This is a genomic window from Synechococcus sp. BS56D, from assembly GCF_004332405.1.
Taxonomy (GTDB): Bacteria; Cyanobacteriota; Cyanobacteriia; order PCC-6307; family Cyanobiaceae; genus Synechococcus_C.
This window is the reverse complement of the sequence record NZ_PHQU01000005.1, coordinates 152,240-169,115: the sequence shown is the minus strand read 5'-3', so window position 1 is coordinate 169,115 and position 16,876 is coordinate 152,240. Positions and strand designations below refer to the sequence as shown.

Genomic DNA, 16,876 nt, shown 5'->3' with positions numbered 1-16,876 from the left:
CAACAGCGCTTCCAACGGTGGGGAGCCAGCACGGCAGCACCGGAACGATGTCTGCACTCTGCTGACAATGCCCCCTGCCGTCAGCGACGAACGCGGATCTGAAAACGACTGCTGGGCGCTCAGCGTGGTCAGAAGCTCAGATCCAACACGCTGTAGGCCTGTGGATGCTTCTGCTGAGCGCTGTCATTGCCCTGATCTGCAGAGGGCGACGGGCCCTGACTGAGGCGCGCGGATGAGCGATTGAAATGGGCTTGCTCCGCCTGGATGCCTTGATCAAGGGAGGCGTCACTGCTGGCAGATAAGACAAGGGGCTCCATGGCGGAAGCCTGAGGGGGAAGGCCAGCGAGCAGCAAAGAAGCGCTGACAACAACGAAGCTGAAACGGGTCATGGCCAGGGTGTGAGGAGGGCCACCCTTTCAATTAGCTACGGCCGAAAAAAAATGGCAATGGTGCCAACCAACGCCGCAGCAACGGCAGGCTCAGGCCGATCACATTGGAGTAGCAGCCATCCAACCGCTCCACGCAGCTGCCACCTCGGCCTTCCAGTGCAAACCCCCCAGCACACTGCAACGGCTCACCTGTGTCGACGTAAGCGGCAATCTCTGCATCGGTGAGAGGGGAAAACAACACCCGGGTGGTGACGCAGACACATCGTTGTTGGCTGCCTGCTGCAGCGGCAGGGCCCGGCAGCAGGCAGTGGCCGGTGTGCAACTCGCCCCAATGGCCGCGCATGCGCTGCCAACGGGCCATCGCCTCGTCGGCATCGGCAGGCTTCCCAAACACCTCCCCATCGACGGAGAGCACGGAATCACAGCCGAGCACAGCCGAGATCGGATCACCAGCGTCGCCAGAAGCCTCCAGCTGGCTGTGCACCGCCTCAGCCTTAGCTTTCGCCAGCAACTGCACCAGCTGGGCTGGATCAGCGTGATGGATCTCGTCTTCATCCACGCCACTCACCTGCACCCGATGGGGGATCGCCGCCTGTTCAAGCAGACGCCGACGGGCTGGAGACGCGGAAGCAAGCAGGAGCACGGGCCAGCAATCACTCGGCTCAGTCTGAACTGATCGCTCCCAAGGGCTTGAGATCCGAGAATGAACTCCAGCGTGTCTTGGCCGTGATCACCCCCTCATCCCCACTGCTCAGCCAACGCGCGCTCCAACGGGCTCGGCAGGCGATGGGCTGCCTGCCCTTCACATGGCGTTTTTATCAGGTTCTCGAGGAGGAAGCGCTCAGCAGCACGGGGCTGGTGGCCCGGCCGGATTGGGGGGAACTCTGCTGCCAGCCCTTAGCAGCCAGTCGCATTGAAGATCACTTCATCTGGCTGATTCAGCTGGGGGTCCTGCGGAGAGAAGTGGATGGCCAGGGACTCACCGAACGGGTCCGACTCACGCCGATGGGCCGCGATTGCCTAGCCGCCTGGCCGGAGGCCATCCCAAGAGCTTCCCTACCTCAGCGGCTGCATCACTGGCTGAGGCGACACCGACCGAGGCTGTGACGAAAGCAAGTAGCATCTTTATGCTACTGATCGGAGTGATGGGAACAGAAGTCACCTTGCGGCAGGCCGGCGGATCGCTAAGTGCCACGATCCCGGCTGAAATGGCACGCCGGTTTCATCTGTCGCCCGGAGACCGGGTGCAGGCGATCGAAACGGAACAGGGGATCCTGCTCTCGCCCTTTGATCCAGCGGTCGAGGAAGCCCTGGCGCTGGCCAGTGCAGCTGCACGCCAATTTCAGCCAGCCCTGCGAGAGCTGGCCCGTTGAGCAACACAGCGGAACCCCGCTGGGTCCCTAGCGTTGCCGTGCAGGCCATCCACCGGCAGCAAACGCTGGAGCACGGAGGGCTGCAGGGCATCAGAAGCCAGGCCGCCCTGGATGCCGCACTCGCCAGGCCACAGCAACGCTGGAGCTACGGGGAGCTGAGCACCATTCCGCAACTGGCAGCGGCCCACGCGGAAGCCATCGTGCGAGCCCACCCGTTTGTGGATGGCAACAAGCGCAGCGGTTTCCTTGTGGCTGTGGTGTTTCTCGGTCTGAACGGGTTCAGCTTTCAGGGCAGCAATGAGAGCGTGGTGTTAATGATTCAGCGATTGGCAGCTGATGACCTGCCCTGGGAGGAGCTTGAGGCGTGGTTTGCAGGCAACAGCGTGCTCGCACCATGACCATCCCACCCGCCCTGATGGTGCTGGGAACCAGCAGCGGTGCCGGCAAGTCGTTGATGACGGCTGCCCTCTGCCGGGTGTTGTGGCGCCGCGGTGAAACACCGCTGCCCTTCAAGGGGCAGAACATGAGCAACAACGCCTGGGTGGATCAGGCCGGCGGCGAGATGGCCTACTCCCAGGCCCTGCAAGCCTGGGCGGCAGGGCTCGAACCCCAGTGCGCCATGAACCCGGTGCTGCTCAAACCCCAGGGCGACAGCACCAGCGAGGTGATCCACCTAGGCCAATCAGTAGGCAGCTGCCGCGCCGAGCACTATTACCGCGACTGGTTTCGCCCCGGCTGGGCCGCGATCCGCAACGGCTTAAACGAGCTGCAGGCGGCCTACCCCGAGGGGCGGCTGGTGTTAGAAGGCGCCGGCAGCCCCGTCGAGGTGAACCTGCAACCGCGCGACCTCACCAACCTGCGCCTGGCCCAATACCTGCGCGCCCGCTGCATCCTGGTGGCCGACATTGAGCGCGGCGGTGTGTTCGCACAGCTGGTCGGCACCCTGGCATTACTCCGGCCGGTGGAGCGTCCGTTGATCCGAGGCCTGCTGATCAATCGCTTCCGGGGCCGGCGTGAACTCTTCGATGAAGGGCGCCGCTGGCTGGAGGCCAACACGGGCATTCCGGTGCTGGGGGTGATGCCCTGGCTGGATGAACTGTTCCCGCCGGAAGACTCGCTTGATCTGTTGGAGCGCCGGGGCCGCAAACGCGGCGCCGAACTGGAGATCGCGGTGCTCAAGCTGCCCTCCCTCAGCAACTTCTCCGATCTCGATCCGCTCGAAGCCGAACCCACGGTTCAGCTGCGTTGGGTAGCCCCCGGCGAGGAGCTGGGCAACCCCGATGCCGTCGTGGTGCCCGGCAGCAAGCAAACCCTGCGCGATCTCGATGCTCTGCAGGTCAGCACCCTTGGCACGCAAGTGCAGGCCTACGCCGCAGCCGGCGGGGCGGTGTTCGGAATCTGCGGCGGCATGCAAGTGCTGGGCCGCGAGCTCCACGACCCGGAGGGTCTGGAGGGCGCCAGCAACGGTGCGGACAGTGCTCCAGGACTGAACCTGCTGCCCTTGCGCACCGTCTTCGGCGGCAACAAAGCGCTGCGCCAACGCAGCAGCCAGGCACTCTGGCCGCTCTTGGACGCCAGCCGCACACTCTCGATTGAAGGCTTCGAGCTGCACCGCGGCAGCACCACCGCCGTGGAACCCTGCCAATCCCTTTGCAGCGATCAGGAGCTGGGCTGGGTGGATGGCTCCGTGGCCGGCACCTATCTGCACGGAGTGTTTGAAAGCGGGCCGTGGCGCAGGCGCTGGCTCAATCAGCTGCGCACGCGCAAAGGGTTGCCGTTACTGAGCGAACAGCAACCCCACCACAGTCGTCAACGCGAAGCACTGCTCGATCGCCTCGCCGATGCCTTCGAGCAGCACGTGAACCTGGAGCCGTTGCTGAAGCCATGAACCAAGAGGTGTTGATCCACTGGCCCAATGGACAGACCAGCCGCTGCACCCCTGGAGCGGATTGGCTGCAAGCAGCGCGCGATGCCGGCTTTTCGATCCCCACAGGCTGCCTCGGCGGCAGCTGCGGCGCCTGCGAACTGGACGTGAACGGCAACACAATCCGAGCCTGCATCGCCAGCGTTCCTGCGGCAGCATCGGGGCAACTCACGGTGGAGCTGGCCACCGATCCCCATTGGTAAGCAAGGCCACCTCCCACTCCCTGCTGCTGGGCAGCTTGCGCTCCCTGGGCGCCGGGGCTGCAGGCGGCGCCCTTGCTGCCCTCGTGGTGCTGATCACCCTGAGGTTGCAGGGACAAATCTGGGGCGAAGCCGTGCTTCGGGGGCAACCCAGTCAGCTGCCCCTGGCCTGGTGTCTTCTCTGGGCTGGAGGGATCGGCCTGCTGATCGCCCTGCTGCAACGGCGACAAGCAGGCAGCCGTTTGCCCGAGATGCATGAAACCCTGAGCGAACTGCGCCACCCCAGTGGCCTGCAGACCCGCCATGGCGCCAGACAGTTGCTCGGTGGTGCCCTCGCCCTGATCGGAGGCGGTGCCCTTGGGCCGGAGGCTTTGATGACGCGATTGGTGGCGGTGGCAAGCCATCGCATTTGGCGCGGCGCTGATCGGAATCTGATTGCCGCGGCCATGGCCGGCAGCCTTGGCCTGTTTCGCTCGCCGCTGGTGGGTGGAGCCGCCTTAGCGGGACGCCATTGGCAGCTGCTCTGGCGTTGGCTCCCCGCCACCCTCGGCGGAATCGCCGGATTTGTGATCTTCGATGGCCTCAGCGATCTGGGCGGTGGCCTGCAGGGTGTGCCCTACGGCTGGCCCCAGGATCAGGAACAAAGCCTAAGTGCCCTGCTTGCCGCAGGGCTCGCCGGGGCGGTGGGCACCCTCTGTGGACTGCTCCTGAAGCACTGGCGTCAGTGGCTGAACAAGCTGGATCTCACCGGGCGCTGCTGGTGGAGTCCGGTGGTGACCGGGCTGGTGCTGGGGCTCTGCCTTTGGGGCCTACCCCTGGCCCCTTTCTCTGGAGAGGTGCAACTGAAGCCTTTGGTGCTGGGGCAATGGCAGCTCAGCCCACTGCTACTGATCGCCTCCGGACTGGTGAAGTTGCTGCTGGTGGGTGGCTGCTTGGAGACCGGCTGGCGAGGGGGGCAGTTCTTTCCGGTGATCCTGGCCAGCAGCGCGATCGGCATTGGCTTCCATGAATGGCTGCCATGGATTGGTGGCATTGAGAGCTGGAGCTCAGGAGTGGTGGGTGGGAGCTTGTCGGTGCTGCTGGGATCCCCTCTGCTGGCACTGCTGCTGGGCCTCACCCTGCTCCAGGGCCATGGGGCCGGTGCCCTAGTGATCGGCCTGCTGGTGGGCCAGATGCTGCAGAACAACCACTGATGGGATTGCTCGCAGGGCTGATCGCCGCGCTGGCCTGGACCCTGGCGAGCAGTCTCTGGCGCGGGCTGACCACCTCACTCTCGGCACTGCAGCTCAACGGGCTCAAAAACGGGATCGCCACACTGCTGCTGTTGCCGGTGCTGCTGACCCTGCCCTGGATGCAGGACAAGCAAGGGTTGATCGTGCTGCTGCTCAGCGGTGGCGTGGGCATCGCCCTTGGCGACAGTTTTTATCTGGCGGCCCTACGCCGCCTCGGCACCCGCCGCACCCTCACGGTCGATGCCCTCTCACCGATTGCTGCAGCAGTTGGTGGTGTCGTCGCCTTGGGCGAGCAGATTTCCGCCCTTGCTTGGTTGGGTGCTGCCCTGGTCACGCTCTCAGTGCTGCTGATCGCCAATCAAAACCCGCCCGATGCCACGGGCCAGGCCGACCGCTCGCAAGCGAGCCAACGGCTCGGGCTGCTCTGCGCCATCGCTGCCGTGCTCTGCGGGGTGAGCGGAGCGGCCCTGTCTCGCAGCGTGCTGATCTCAAGCGATCTGAGCCCATTGCAGAGTGCTGCGACCCGTCTGCTGGGAGGCCTGCTGCTGCTGCTCCCCTGGTTACGCATCGGGCCAATCATCCCGCGTCCGCGCCCCAAACAGATCCGCTGGCCTCGGGTGCTGCTTGCCACCTTGCTGGGCACCAATCTGGGGATCCTGCTGCAGCAGGTGGTGCTGCAACGCCTGCCCCTGGGGGTGGGGGTGACGCTGCTGGGCACCTCTCCGGTGATGGCCTTGTTGGTCTCCAGACTGGAGGGCGACCATCCCAGTAGCGCCGGGGTGATCGCATCGTTGTTGGCCGTCTCTGGCGTCGCCCTCGCCGTTCTGAGCTGAACCCTCTACGGTCGTGCCACTCAGCACTCCCCTATGAACGCCCGCCGCTGGTTGCTGCTGATCGGTGCGATCGGCGCCCTGATTGCGATGGTCGCCTGGATCGGGGAGATCGATCTGGGCATGGATGAATCCCTCCAACCCCCTGCTGTGCAGCAACCATGAGCGATCAGGCCACCTATTTCGGAGCCAATGGCTGGCTGCTGGAGATCAGCGGCCTACGGGTGCTGGTGGATCCTTGGCTGAAAGGCGATCTGGTCTTCCCTCCAGGACCTTGGCTGCTTAAGGGTGAACTTCCCCAGGAGATCACAGTCCCGGAAAGGCTCGATCTGCTGCTGCTCACCCAGGGCCTGGCGGACCACGCCCACCCCGACACGTTGCAATGGCTGCCGAAGACCCTTCCAGTCGTGGCATCGCCAGCGGCAGCTCGGGTCGCCCAGCGACTCGGCTTCAGCTCCATCACCAGCCTGCGACCAGGCGAGCACACGCGTGTTGGAGAGCTCACCGTGCAAGCGACTGCAGGGGCGGCAGTGCCCACCGTGGAGAACGGCTACCTACTCGATTGGCCCGAGGGGTCGCTGTACCTCGAACCCCACGGCGTACTCGACCCCAAGCTGCCGAAACGATCGATCGACACAGTGATCACTCCGGTCGTGGACTTGGGTCTGCCGCTGCTGGGTGACTTCATCACCGGTGCGAAGGTGCTGCCCGAACTCATGCAGCGATTCCAGCCCGAGCGCGTGCTGGCCAGCACCACCGGCGGCGACGTGCGCTTCAGCGGTCTGATCAGCAGCCTGCTGCAAGGGGGCGAGGGACCCCGTGAAGTGCCGGAGGGGTCTGAGACTTACCCCGTGGTGGTGCCGACTCCAGGCATCGCGATTCCACTCACGCGCTCAGCGGCGGAACAATCAGCGCCTGAGTAAAACGAAACTGAGCTTCCCCCCGCCATGGCCATGCAACAGGTGCTGGAACAGCTCGAGTTCGAAACCCAAGGCCAGGGATTCACGCGCCTCGATCCGCATCTGAATCAATGGCTGGCGGCCAGCGGCATCGACACCGGGGTTTTGCACCTCACCTGCCTCCACACCAGCTGCAGCCTAACGATCAATGAAAACGCCGACCCGCGAGTACTCGTAGACCTAGCAGCCTGGATGGAGGCGGTGGTTCCCCAGGACGGCCATGGCCCAGTGACAGCGAACGGCCAACGCCATCGCTACCGCCATGACGATGAAGGCCGTGATGACATGCCCGCCCACATCCGCACCGCACTCACGGCCCAGACCATGACCCTGTCGGTGCAAGGCGGCCGACTGCTGTTGGGGATCTGGCAAGCGGTCTACCTCTGGGAGCATCGCGCCATGCCTCACCGACGTCGGATTGCCTGCCATCTGGTGGGAGAAAGAACGACAGAACGAACAGTCCCTGCCAGCGAAGCCAGCCAAGCCAATCTTTTGCAACGCCGTAATGGCCGCAAACTCAATGAGGTCGTGCTGTCGCGTCATCAACCCGATGCCTGGGCCGAGGATGGCGGCATTGAAACGGATGTCGATCTTCTGATCGATCGTCTCCACGAGATCGCCGAGGCGCCGCCGGAATAATTGGTCAATGCAAACCAGGACTGATCAGGAAGGCTTAGCCCCACTGAGCGGGCAAGCTAACGCGATAGATCACATCATCAGCGGGCTTCCACTGAACAAGATGCAGAGGATCAATCTTGTTGCGATCGAGACAATCCCAAATATCACGGCCACTCAATGCTGCCATCGACCAATGATCACCTTCACTTTTCATTTTCTTTCTATTCTCATCCTTCCATTCCGTCCAATCAACCTCTGGATAAAAAGAGACTGACTCGCTAAGGATGACGACGGTGAAAATCATGAGCCAACGCAACCCTAGAGCCTGTTTACTTTAAGGAATAGACCGACAGGAGAGATCCCACGGGGCCAGATCTCAGCCAGAAACCTGCCTGCAAACCCATGGCGCCCAAGGGGGCCTCTTGGCCATCAATAGCGACACAAACGATCGACCTGGCCTCTCGCCTCAGGTCTTGCGCTCGTTGGGAATACCACTTGGTGAATACCTAGTGGAGCCAAGGAGACTCGAACTCCTGACCCCCTGCATGCCATGCAGGTCAACCGACCTTCCAACATCCCTTGCGAAGACTCGCAAAACCCAGACACCGCAAGGGATCTGCTTAGCCAAGCGATGAGACCTGCAATAGCCAGCTATGGCCTGTTTGCTCTATTTTGCTCTAGGTTTTGCTCTAACGATGACCACCTGCATAACGCAGGCCTGAGCCCCGATGCCCAAAAAACACGCCAAACCGTGGGAAACCGAGCTACGGAATCAGATACGCCGCGAGCACGGTGCTGGCTGGACCCTTTACCCGCAGAGCAAGGGCACAAAGCTGACTCGTAGTTACGAAGACGGCACCAGACAATCGGTGATGCTGCCCGTTGAGTGGAGCCTTAAAAACGCCACGGTTTTGGCCAATGAGGTGGGCGTCTTGGTCGCCCGCATGAGGGAGCAGGGGCTAGGGCTGCGGGATGCATTCAGCCGCAACCAACAAATTCGAGCGACCGTCACCGCTCAAGGCGTAATAGTTGGTGCCATTGATTGGCAGGCGTTGGGTGATGCCTTCTTAGAGACCCGCAGCGACAACCGTGGCACGACAAGGGGTGAAACCAAAAGTCGCATCAACAAGGCCATTGCGCTGCTGACTGCTGCCAAGGGCAGGCCAACTGACGGCGCTTCACTGATGAAGGCGTACGCCCGTAGCCACTTCCACGATTGCCCTGCAGGTGGCGAGGGTCGCAAACGTGGCCTGGGTGATGTCGCCGCCTTCCTTTCTTGGGTGGTGGAGAAGCAGGGTGCACCTGCGCGTTGGTTGCCCCTTAAAGGCGACGACCGTGAGGCGCTGATTGGCGCGGCAGATAACGGCGATGACGCACTCACACCGCCTGTAAAGCCCGAGCAATTAGCCGCCCTCTTGGATGCCCTTGAGGCTGATGGGAGGCCTGAGCTACGCCTTGCTGTAGCCCTTGTGGGCTGCTTTGGATTACGCCCTGCTGAGCTTGCTGCGCTGACTGTTGAAGACGGCAAGTTGTACGTGGGAAGTCAGGTCAAGCGCAACGCCCGCAGCATGAAAAAGCCGGCCACAAAACGCCGTGTGATTGCCCTTGAGCTTGATGGCCGCGGCGACGGTGCCCAAGCACTGCAGCTCTACGACAGTGGACTGGTGAAGCTGCCCAAGTCCATCCGTACGGCTATCGCATCAGGTCATTTCAAAAAGGTTGGCGATGCCTTCCGACAGCTACTTGATCGTTATCCGTTTTGGCAATCAATGGTTGCTGCGACGCCCGGACTAGTGCCTTACAGCCTTCGTCATGGTTATGCGTGGAGAGCGCATAAGGCTTACGACCGACCACTCTCTCCCCGCGATGCAGCCGCATTGATGGGGCACAAACCTGGAACACATCTCAAATACTACGGACGCTGGACGGACGAGCAGGGGCTAGAGGATGCGGTGGCCAGATTGATGGTGCCAATTACTTCTCACACGCCTCTAGGACGCCAGATGAAATTGGGAAGGCCAACTGCAAACTGAATCAACCGAAAGATTACGACCAGACACCTGCAAGGCAAGCTGTGTTCAATCTGGATCAAGCCACCGTCGCCAAGCAACAACTAGCTAGTCTTTGCAACCGTTCTACCCCCCTAAGGACGACCAGGACCCCCTCGATACCGTCAGCGACAGCCAGCCGTAGCGGCAATGCTGCGTGGGCGTTCACCATCTCTCTCGTGACTGAACACTGGCTTCCAACAACGCAAGCAGCACAGGCATTGGGGCGATCAGCCTCCTTCTTAAAGCGTCTGCGAGACACGCACGGCGGGTTCCTTGAGGCTGGTCGTCATTACGCCATGGCACCCAGCAGCAATGCGGCGATCACTTGGAACGTCTCCTTGATCCGAGAAGCCCTCAACAAACGTGCATCCAACATTCGCAAGGAGTCTGGCAATGACCTCTGATTTGCACACCGAGAATCTTCGTTCTTCTATTCGCTGCCTTCAATATAAGGCAGACGAGGTTGACATAATCGAGCATCTTTATGCCGATGGCCAATACCCAAGAGCAGTCTGGTAACTTGATTCAATTCGCCTTGAAGCAGGGCGCATTATCCGCGAAACCGAGCAGCTCATACTGGAAGCTCAAGCGAGAATGCTCGCAGAAGAATATTGAATCAAGGGGGCGGGCAATTCTCGCCCTTCGTTGACATCATCAATTCATGCTTCAAAATGAACTCATGAGTCGATTCTGTTCGCATGAAATTCAAGCCACGTAGCAAATTCCCGCGCGCTGTTGCCACATACCTGAGCAATGATCTGCTCAGCAAAGTTGACGCCTTCTGCGATTCTCACGACTGCAGCCGGTCAGAGGCCATTCGCCTGCTGATTCAAAACGGCCTTGCTGCAATGCTTCTGGACGACGCATAAAAAAGGCCGCTCCTGCTACAGAACGACCCCTTTCGCACGTATTCCCTTTGAACTCTAGCAATGTTTTCCGTTATCGACATCGAGCAACGGCTCGCTCTGTCTTGCGCTGAACACATCGAAAAAATCATTGACGGCGACGCACGCTGCGATCGACTATCCAGCTCTCGCGTTGATCAGCTCCTGCTTACTCGTGAGCGACTGAGGACGGCGCGATGAAATGGCGCGAACATCCCCCGGCTCTTGATAGTTGGGAGGTCGAGGAGATTGACCCACAGCACCGGGACGAGTGGATCAGTGGTTCAGGTATCAGCCAAGAAATCACGGAACTGAATCTGCAGTCTCTCACTGGGCAAGAAGCGATTGAAACCATCACATCCAAACGCCTGGAATCAGCGGGTGGTCACGGGCAGCAATACGTCACAAGCGAAGTTGGCAAGGTTCTCAGCCGTTATGAGCACCTAGACGCTGGTGGCTGGTGGTGCAGTGCCACAGGCGACTCAGGCTGCCTGAAGCCAAACACACCACGCAAGAACGACAAAGGCGAGCTGATCAAATACGAGAACCCGTTGGGTGTTCCCTGTGGTGTCTTCCAGCTCCAGATGCCAGATGAGAACTACTGGGCAGACCGTCAGCGGAATTGCAGCGAAACCATCGTCATCACAGAAGGTGCAAAGAAAGCAGCGGCGCTCCTTACGTGTGGCATCCCTGCCGTTGCTGTTGCAGGCATCTGGAATGGCACGCCAAAAGACGATCGTGACCAACACTGCCTGCACCCATACCTGAAGCGGTGGGCACAACATCGCATCGTCATCTGTTTTGACTACAGCGAGAAAGCACGCGGCAGAAGAGATGTCAGCAATGCAGCCTTACGGCTTGCACATCAGCTCTATGCCAACGGATCGCCATGGGTTGGCACCGCCCACTGCAAGGGGCCGGAAAAGGGCATTGATGATCTCTTGGTTGCGCAAGGCCATGAAGCCGTTCATTCACTGATCGCTTCTGCGCAGAAGGTTGACGTTCAACGCGAGCTGGAGGACCGGAAGAAACCAGAGCTGATCAGGCAAGCAGCTAATGCCTACCTTGACTGCGATGACGAGGCAGAGCGAGCCGCTATTAGGTCTGAATTTTGCACCACTCAACGCATCAGCAATAGGGATTTCAGTTCGGTCGTCAATGAGCGGCTCGCTCTGCGGCATCCACAGCGAAAATTGGAGTCAAGACCGCTGACACCCGATGAGCTTGATGCTGAGCCGGTTGACGAGGCCCGAACGTTCTTTGATCAGCTTTTGACCGAACGATGGTCAACCCTGATCGGAGGGAACAGAGGCAGCACCAAGACCATCCTCACGTTGCAACTGATGGTGGCGTTGATGAAGCAGCGCAGCCCAGACGTGATCGGCTTGCGACCTGAAGCAACGGGGTTGCGTGTTTTGTACGTGTGCTCAGATGCAATGGCTGAACGCATCAAGAGCTATTTGATTGAAATGGGTTACTGGAACGATCTTGAAGTTCGCAATGGCATCAGGATCTGGGGCAACTCGCAAACACAGCGCAAGTGGACCATCGGTGACCTTGATGGCTTGCAGCAGCAGATGGAGGCGTTCAACCCAAACGTAGTCGTCATTGATTCGCTGAAGGGAGCCCTTGGGCCGGCGCTTGAAGACATCTCAAGACCGATCATTCGGCACCACATGGATGCAGTGCACGACATCGTTCTGCGCAGTGCTGCATTGCTGTGGATACACCACGCCAACAAATCAGGAACCATCGCTGACAACGAGGCACTTCAGGAGGCACCAGATATCGTTTACCTGCTTGAGAAAGATCAGAACGAACTGGTCAACCTGAAGCCGATCAAGTGCCGTGGCGGTCAAGGCATTCGTCGTCAGTACAAACTGCAGGGTGATTTCCTGTGGCCAGAGCCAACGGAGCAGACGAAAACTTCCGACGTCAGCAAAGTCAATAGGGACGTCATGGAATACGTCAGGAAGCAAAACCAGCACGGCATCAAACCAAGCATCAAGACCGTGATTGAAGGGCTGCCTCACCACTCACCTGAAGCGGTTAAGTCCTGCATCAAGCGGCTCAGGGGCAAGCAGTGGCTGCTTTCAACACGAGATCCAAGCGACCTGAGATCCTGCTTGTTGGGAGTGTCTCAAAAGTTTTACCCCCCCCCTCCCCCCTGAAAAAAAGGCATGGCCCATAAAAAATGGCCCATAAATTTTGGATGTGGGCCATTAGCGTCATGAGTTATGGGCCACGCAAGATCGCAGTGTGGGACTGCTATTTCCCTTGTTATGGGCTGTGTGTAGTGGTGTGTTTTTTGGGGAGGGAGGGAGGTATCAGACTTTTGCTGTCATCTGATCAGCAGCCAGCAGCAGCTCCTTCGGGATACGCCTCAGGTCACCGGCAACATATGATTCCCAGCAACCGCCCTGTTCGCCGATGATCAGGACAGGGTTCACCCTTTGCCCGCCGCCTGTCAGATAACCATCATTTGGGCATGACAAGACCACATCGAATCGCCGTCACCGCATTTCTGTCGGCTTTATTTGTGCCGTCGATGTTCCTCCTGCCCGTTTGGTGCGTTAGGAGCGAAGCCATGAGGTCGTTGCTCTGGGATCTGAGTTACAGCACGTCTCCATTCGTCACGACCTTGGTGACTTGGGCCATCCCATTGATCGTGTTTGCCGTTCTCTGCGCATTGTTTGCATGGGTTATCGCAAAGATTTGGCGCTGAAAACCATTGCGGGTCCTTGCTGAGAATTGGGCCGTGGAGGTTGTCGGGCCGCTTCTCATCGCCAGAGCCAGACATTTTTAGCTATTAACCCTGCCGATCTCTTGCCGCAAATCGATTAGTTCTGCTGATCATTAGTGGGGAATTGGGCATTTTAGCCCCGATTAACGGATCTCGCCGCACTAAAAAAGGGGCCGTAGGGCCCCGTCGAAGTCACGCAGAATGGGCCTTCTCAAGCAGGCTTGCAATTAAGTTGGACAAACTTCGGCCTTCGTAATCAGCGCGAGTCTGCAAGTCTCGATGCAGCTTCCAAGACAGAGTGGCGGTGACGCGGGTCGGCCTGCGAAAAGCAGGGATTTCGGTTGCGGCGGGAGGGGATGACACGCCGCTGGGGCGTGCATAGAACGTAGTCATCAGTTCATCACGAGTGGACTGGTCAGGGGTCGGCTGTTGACGCAGCGCGGCCCCACCCCAACCTAGACCGCCTGCGCGCTGCTTCTGCTGCATCGGTGGACACCATCCTGTTGACTGCCCTGCCGCCAATAGCGCCTTGCCTGCGGGGACATCAGCGAGTCGTTCTGGGGGTCTGGGCGCTGCGGCACGTCATCATCGGGCCTGTGACGATTCAGGGGATGGGATTGCATGTCTGATTTTCAGTTAAATCGATTCTCGCAAATATGTTGCAATCTTGCAGGATTCGATGATTCGATCAAGGTTGAATCGCAGCGGACCACGATCAGTAAAGCGGAAATAGTGCTCATTTGGTCGAAGGATGCCAGCTCTCATCCAGCGAGTGATTGTGCTTCGATGCACGCGCAAAGCTGAGGCAAGATCCTTTTGAGATAAGTGGTGCGACATGTTGCGACATCGAGTCTTGCACGCATTCTGTAATCTCGCGACAATAAGTGCAACATAGGGCGACATAACTCAGATGAAACGCACTCCTGAAAGGCCACGCGAATATCGCATCACGCGACTGATTGATGCTCTGACTGATGCGCATCAAAGTGGTCATCAGTTTGAGATGGGCCTGAGTGAAAGGATCGGTCGTCAGCTCAATCAAAAGCCGCTTTGCGGTAAATCTGAACGAGCGGCATTCATTCCCACCAAAAGTCTGGCCCGCGACCTGCAAACAACGCCTGCTTCTTCGGGCGGAAATCTGATTGCGGATTCTGTCGCTGCTGTCGCTGCGGCAACACGCCCGCAACTCGTTCTTGAAGAGATCGGCGCTGAACGCATCGAAATCGCTGGTGAAAGCATTGCATTACCCCGCTGGAATGGCGGAACAGGCGGATGGATTGCCGAAGGTGCCGAATCGCCACAACTTGCCACCACAGTCAGCTCGGTAGAACTGCACCCGCGTGGTGCTGCCGCTCGCATCTCGATCAGTCGAAAGCTGCGTGTTCAAGGGGAGGATATCGAGGCGCAGATTCAGGCCGAGTTATCTCGGGCAGTGCGAAACGTAGTTGAGGGTGGCCTGATCGCTGGGACAGGCACTAACGGTGAGCCCCTCGGATTGCTCAATACCACCGGCCGCCAGACAACAACCTTTTCAGGTGCCACCCCAACCTTTGCTGAATTGCTGGGGATGGTGGAGCTGATGGTTGACGCCGATCACCGAATCGAAGATGCTGCTTTTCTGCTGCACCCCTCGGATCTTGCGGCTTTGCTTAATGCCGAAAAAGCATCAAATAGTGGCCAGATGGTCGCCGATTACGTGGCTGGGCGTTATCGCATCGCCGGCATTCCGATCGCCAGCTCATCGCATGTGACCGAAGGCTCGCACGTTCTCTGCCTCCCGAATGCGATCAAGCTTGGATTCTTCGGTTCGCCAATTGTGACCGCTGATCCCTACAGGAATCTGACGGCGGGTGCCGTTGAGGTCGTGGTGATCAACTTCGTCGACGTGGGAGTTCAGGATGCAAGTTCGCTGGTCATCGGGTCTGCGTGACGGTCGATCACGTGAATCTGATGACTTCGGCGGTGATCTTCCATGGCCGAGACAGGGGCGTCATCACTGGACACGGCGGCGCCCCGCCCCATTACCTAATGCCATGAACACGCTCAAACCAACACCACAAGACAATCAAGGTTTCATCACTCCCGAAGCTTGCGCAAAGCTCTGGAAATTCTCACGCGACGAAATTGATCAATTTGCTGATGCCATCGTGGGTCGTCGTGCTGAGTCAAGACTGCGGGCGGATGGCACTTTTTCATTCGACTTCGCGAACAAGGTTGCTGAAAAAATTATCGCCAAGCGCAAATGAAATACCCGCCTTTTGACCGTCGTTATTTGGAGTGGTTACAGGAATTCAACGGACGTCGCCCGCAGGGTTGGCTTGATCCGTGGGTTGAACGCGATGGGCTAGATGTGCCCGCACTGCAACCGCTTGAGGATGAGAGCACGGGTGCAATGAGCAAGATCAAACGGTGGTTTGTGAACTAAAAATCCCGCCAATCAAACGCAACAATGATTCAGTTATTGGAGGCTAAATGAAGGCTCTTGGTGGTCTATTGAAGAAATAAAAAGCCCCTGCGGTGGCAGGGGCTTTGGGTGGTTAGGCTGCAGCCTGGGAAATACGTTGCGAGTTAGGGCAAGGAAACGGTGCGTGCCAATTGCAGTAAATATCGGACAATACCAGTAATCGCAACAATATCCCCCCATTCTTCTATATCCCCCCATTCTTTATTCTCCAAATATTCTAATATTCTCCCATTCCCGTAAGTTGCAGTAATATTCTCCCATTCTTCTAAGGCGAAGGCGTAGCATCCTAGCCGAGGGCAATCGTGCACCCGCACATCCCTGTTGGAAGGTGTAGCTGTAAGCGCCTGAATGACGGGCGTCACAGAAGGGTTCTTCTTCTGTGGTGAGTGGTAGCCATTGGATCCAAAGCGATATTTGATGTCTGCCGAAACCCTGGTATCAAATGCTTGGTCGTAGGAGAGGTTGGCGCCAACAGTTAGTCCATTCGCTAGGTTATAAGCAAGCCTGCCGCTAACGCCTGAGCCGTCAGCAGCTCCAAGGTCGCCATGTTGGTAGTAATAACCAACAGATGCCCGTAAATCAGGTGTGATGCTGTAACCAACATCAAGCCCATAGGTATCCAGTGCCCCGCCTTGATAAAACCAGTTTAGTTGTTGCTCCGTATCGCCAACAGGAAGTAAGGCATAGGCATTGAGGTTCCAGTCATTGGAAACAGCTTCTGCATTGACTGCGACCTGCTGGAAGAAAACTGTTTTTTCGGTGCCAAAAGTTGGAATGCCTGTGTCAGTAGGACCCGTTGCCATCGGGCGGGTGTCATAGCCAGCATTCACGCCAAACATCCAACTGCGGTCAGCATTCAGCCAGCGATACCCCAAGCGGGAAGAGGTGGAGATGGTGGTGCCAGCAACGGTGGTGTTGATGATGCTGCTGTAGTTGTCGTAATCAGCGAAGTTGACGTTTGCCAGTGCATCAAGGAAGAAGACACTGTTCTCACCAACCACCAAAGGCAAGAAGCCGCCAATGCCCGCTTGGTTGGGAGTGCCAGCGGCTTGGGTCTGCCCTTGGAAGCCAACGCGTGGCTTGATGACGTCTTTGAGGCTGATGCTCATTACCCCAAGGTCGTCTGCGCTGCCTTCCTGCGCGTTAAGGGGTAGGGGCGTAATGGCAGCCGTAGCAGCGAGAAGACCGACAAACAGGCATCTTAGCATC

General features: G+C 58.9%; 20 protein-coding genes and 1 tRNA gene. 14 read left to right on the top strand and 7 right to left on the bottom strand.

Annotation, left to right across the window (positions count from 1 at the left end; genetic code table 11):
- Window positions 1-128 precede the first annotated feature (128 nt).
- Both CWE17_RS08830 and CWE17_RS08825 read right to left on the bottom strand, forming a co-directional pair.
- Window positions 129-389, bottom strand: coding sequence for a hypothetical protein (locus CWE17_RS08830; protein WP_131456321.1), 261 nt, complete (start codon window positions 387-389; stop codon window positions 129-131).
- A 31-nt stretch (window positions 390-420) separates the two neighbouring features.
- A complete protein-coding gene (locus tag CWE17_RS08825; RefSeq protein ID WP_131456319.1) occupies window positions 421-1,032 on the bottom strand; it encodes a nucleoside triphosphate pyrophosphatase in 612 nt (203 codons plus the stop codon).
- An 83-nt stretch (window positions 1,033-1,115) separates the two neighbouring features.
- Between CWE17_RS08825 and CWE17_RS08820 the strand changes: the two genes are divergently transcribed.
- The 10 genes from CWE17_RS08820 to CWE17_RS08780 are packed head-to-tail and all read left to right on the top strand — an operon-like array spanning window position 1,116 to window position 7,546.
- Window positions 1,116-1,496, top strand: coding sequence for an Npun_F0494 family protein (locus CWE17_RS08820; protein ID WP_131456552.1), 381 nt, complete (start codon window positions 1,116-1,118; stop codon window positions 1,494-1,496).
- 20 nt (window positions 1,497-1,516) lie between these two features.
- Entirely contained in the window at window positions 1,517-1,762 is a 246-nt protein-coding gene (locus CWE17_RS08815) for an AbrB/MazE/SpoVT family DNA-binding domain-containing protein (protein ID WP_131456317.1), read from the top strand.
- Window positions 1,759-2,160, top strand: a complete 402-nt coding sequence (locus tag CWE17_RS08810) for a type II toxin-antitoxin system death-on-curing family toxin (RefSeq protein ID WP_161971428.1) — start codon at window positions 1,759-1,761, stop codon at window positions 2,158-2,160. Before CWE17_RS08815 ends, CWE17_RS08810 begins: the two co-directional genes overlap by 4 nt.
- The gene (locus tag CWE17_RS08805; RefSeq protein WP_131456313.1) at window positions 2,157-3,650 is read left to right on the top strand and encodes a cobyric acid synthase; all 1,494 of its coding nucleotides are present in this window, start codon (window positions 2,157-2,159) and stop codon (window positions 3,648-3,650) included. The genes CWE17_RS08810 and CWE17_RS08805 overlap by 4 nt, the downstream gene beginning before the upstream one ends.
- Window positions 3,647-3,889 (top strand): 2Fe-2S iron-sulfur cluster-binding protein, encoded by a 243-nt coding sequence (locus CWE17_RS08800; protein WP_131456310.1) that lies wholly within the window; start codon window positions 3,647-3,649, stop codon window positions 3,887-3,889. Before CWE17_RS08805 ends, CWE17_RS08800 begins: the two co-directional genes overlap by 4 nt.
- The gene (locus tag CWE17_RS08795; RefSeq protein WP_131456308.1) at window positions 3,883-5,079 is read left to right on the top strand and encodes a chloride channel protein; all 1,197 of its coding nucleotides are present in this window, start codon (window positions 3,883-3,885) and stop codon (window positions 5,077-5,079) included. The genes CWE17_RS08800 and CWE17_RS08795 overlap by 7 nt, the downstream gene beginning before the upstream one ends.
- Window positions 5,079-5,951, top strand: coding sequence for a DMT family transporter (locus tag CWE17_RS08790; protein ID WP_131456306.1), 873 nt, complete (start codon window positions 5,079-5,081; stop codon window positions 5,949-5,951). The genes CWE17_RS08795 and CWE17_RS08790 overlap by 1 nt, the downstream gene beginning before the upstream one ends.
- A gap of 33 nt (window positions 5,952-5,984) precedes the next feature.
- On the top strand, window positions 5,985-6,113 hold the full coding sequence (locus CWE17_RS12440) for a hypothetical protein (protein WP_255417772.1): 129 nt from the start codon (window positions 5,985-5,987) through the stop codon (window positions 6,111-6,113).
- Entirely contained in the window at window positions 6,110-6,871 is a 762-nt protein-coding gene (locus CWE17_RS08785) for an MBL fold metallo-hydrolase (protein ID WP_131456304.1), read from the top strand. The genes CWE17_RS12440 and CWE17_RS08785 overlap by 4 nt, the downstream gene beginning before the upstream one ends.
- 24 nt (window positions 6,872-6,895) lie before the next feature.
- Window positions 6,896-7,546, top strand: a complete 651-nt coding sequence (locus tag CWE17_RS08780; protein ID WP_131456302.1) for a secondary thiamine-phosphate synthase enzyme YjbQ — start codon at window positions 6,896-6,898, stop codon at window positions 7,544-7,546.
- Window positions 7,547-7,580: 34 nt separating this feature from the next.
- Here CWE17_RS08780 and CWE17_RS08775 read toward each other — a convergent pair whose 3' ends face one another.
- On the bottom strand, window positions 7,581-7,829 hold the full coding sequence (locus CWE17_RS08775) for a hypothetical protein (protein ID WP_131456300.1): 249 nt from the start codon (window positions 7,827-7,829) through the stop codon (window positions 7,581-7,583).
- Between the two features lie 206 nt (window positions 7,830-8,035).
- Window positions 8,036-8,104: transfer RNA gene (locus CWE17_RS08770), tRNA-Ser, on the bottom strand.
- A gap of 149 nt (window positions 8,105-8,253) precedes the next feature.
- Between CWE17_RS08770 and CWE17_RS08765 the strand changes: the two genes are divergently transcribed.
- Window positions 8,254-9,558, top strand: coding sequence for a site-specific integrase (locus tag CWE17_RS08765; RefSeq protein WP_131456298.1), 1,305 nt, complete (start codon window positions 8,254-8,256; stop codon window positions 9,556-9,558).
- Window positions 9,559-10,657: 1,099 nt separating this feature from the next.
- Window positions 10,658-12,631 carry a DUF3854 domain-containing protein gene (locus CWE17_RS08755; protein ID WP_131456294.1) on the top strand — a complete coding sequence of 658 codons (1,974 nt, stop codon included), beginning with the start codon at window positions 10,658-10,660 and terminating at the stop codon, window positions 12,629-12,631.
- A 764-nt stretch (window positions 12,632-13,395) separates the two neighbouring features.
- Here CWE17_RS08755 and CWE17_RS12535 read toward each other — a convergent pair.
- Together CWE17_RS12535 and CWE17_RS12530 are read right to left on the bottom strand one after the other, a co-directional pair.
- Window positions 13,396-13,596, bottom strand: coding sequence for a hypothetical protein (locus CWE17_RS12535; protein WP_370318299.1), 201 nt, complete (start codon window positions 13,594-13,596; stop codon window positions 13,396-13,398).
- 243 nt (window positions 13,597-13,839) lie between these two features.
- Window positions 13,840-14,040 (bottom strand): helix-turn-helix domain-containing protein, encoded by a 201-nt coding sequence (locus CWE17_RS12530; RefSeq protein ID WP_161971427.1) that lies wholly within the window; start codon window positions 14,038-14,040, stop codon window positions 13,840-13,842.
- Between the two features lie 73 nt (window positions 14,041-14,113).
- On the opposite strand from CWE17_RS12530, the gene CWE17_RS08740 reads away from it, so the two are divergent.
- Both CWE17_RS08740 and CWE17_RS08735 read left to right on the top strand, forming a co-directional pair.
- Window positions 14,114-15,133 (top strand): phage major capsid protein, encoded by a 1,020-nt coding sequence (locus tag CWE17_RS08740; protein WP_131456289.1) that lies wholly within the window; start codon window positions 14,114-14,116, stop codon window positions 15,131-15,133.
- Between the two features lie 103 nt (window positions 15,134-15,236).
- A complete protein-coding gene (locus CWE17_RS08735) occupies window positions 15,237-15,449 on the top strand; it encodes a hypothetical protein (RefSeq protein ID WP_131456288.1) in 213 nt (70 codons plus the stop codon).
- A gap of 322 nt (window positions 15,450-15,771) precedes the next feature.
- Here the strand turns inward: CWE17_RS08735 and CWE17_RS08730 are convergent, their stop codons facing one another.
- Window positions 15,772-16,875: a carbamoyl-phosphate synthase gene (locus tag CWE17_RS08730; protein ID WP_240789355.1), complete on the bottom strand. Its 1,104-nt coding sequence runs from the start codon at window positions 16,873-16,875 to the stop codon at window positions 15,772-15,774.
- Window position 16,876: the final 1 nt, after the last annotated feature.

What these genes read in the sequence shown, in the direction of transcription:
- CWE17_RS08730 (WP_240789355.1), bottom strand. Translation starts at nt 16,875, where the DNA reads ATGCTAAGATGCCTGTTTGTCGGTCTTCTCGCTGCTACGGCTGCCATT.
- CWE17_RS08780 (WP_131456302.1), top strand. Translation starts at nt 6,896, where the DNA reads ATGGCCATGCAACAGGTGCTGGAACAGCTCGAGTTCGAAACCCAAGGC.
- CWE17_RS12530 (WP_161971427.1), bottom strand. Translation starts at nt 14,040, where the DNA reads ATGTCGCACCACTTATCTCAAAAGGATCTTGCCTCAGCTTTGCGCGTG.
- CWE17_RS12440 (WP_255417772.1), top strand. Translation starts at nt 5,985, where the DNA reads ATGAACGCCCGCCGCTGGTTGCTGCTGATCGGTGCGATCGGCGCCCTG.
- CWE17_RS08815 (WP_131456317.1), top strand. Translation starts at nt 1,517, where the DNA reads ATGCTACTGATCGGAGTGATGGGAACAGAAGTCACCTTGCGGCAGGCC.
- CWE17_RS08800 (WP_131456310.1), top strand. Translation starts at nt 3,647, where the DNA reads ATGAACCAAGAGGTGTTGATCCACTGGCCCAATGGACAGACCAGCCGC.
- CWE17_RS08830 (WP_131456321.1), bottom strand. Translation starts at nt 389, where the DNA reads ATGACCCGTTTCAGCTTCGTTGTTGTCAGCGCTTCTTTGCTGCTCGCT.
- CWE17_RS08740 (WP_131456289.1), top strand. Translation starts at nt 14,114, where the DNA reads ATGAAACGCACTCCTGAAAGGCCACGCGAATATCGCATCACGCGACTG.
- CWE17_RS08755 (WP_131456294.1), top strand. Translation starts at nt 10,658, where the DNA reads ATGAAATGGCGCGAACATCCCCCGGCTCTTGATAGTTGGGAGGTCGAG.
- CWE17_RS08785 (WP_131456304.1), top strand. Translation starts at nt 6,110, where the DNA reads ATGAGCGATCAGGCCACCTATTTCGGAGCCAATGGCTGGCTGCTGGAG.
- CWE17_RS08790 (WP_131456306.1), top strand. Translation starts at nt 5,079, where the DNA reads ATGGGATTGCTCGCAGGGCTGATCGCCGCGCTGGCCTGGACCCTGGCG.
- CWE17_RS12535 (WP_370318299.1), bottom strand. Translation starts at nt 13,596, where the DNA reads ATGACTACGTTCTATGCACGCCCCAGCGGCGTGTCATCCCCTCCCGCC.
- CWE17_RS08775 (WP_131456300.1), bottom strand. Translation starts at nt 7,829, where the DNA reads ATGATTTTCACCGTCGTCATCCTTAGCGAGTCAGTCTCTTTTTATCCA.
- CWE17_RS08805 (WP_131456313.1), top strand. Translation starts at nt 2,157, where the DNA reads ATGACCATCCCACCCGCCCTGATGGTGCTGGGAACCAGCAGCGGTGCC.
- CWE17_RS08735 (WP_131456288.1), top strand. Translation starts at nt 15,237, where the DNA reads ATGAACACGCTCAAACCAACACCACAAGACAATCAAGGTTTCATCACT.
- CWE17_RS08765 (WP_131456298.1), top strand. Translation starts at nt 8,254, where the DNA reads ATGCCCAAAAAACACGCCAAACCGTGGGAAACCGAGCTACGGAATCAG.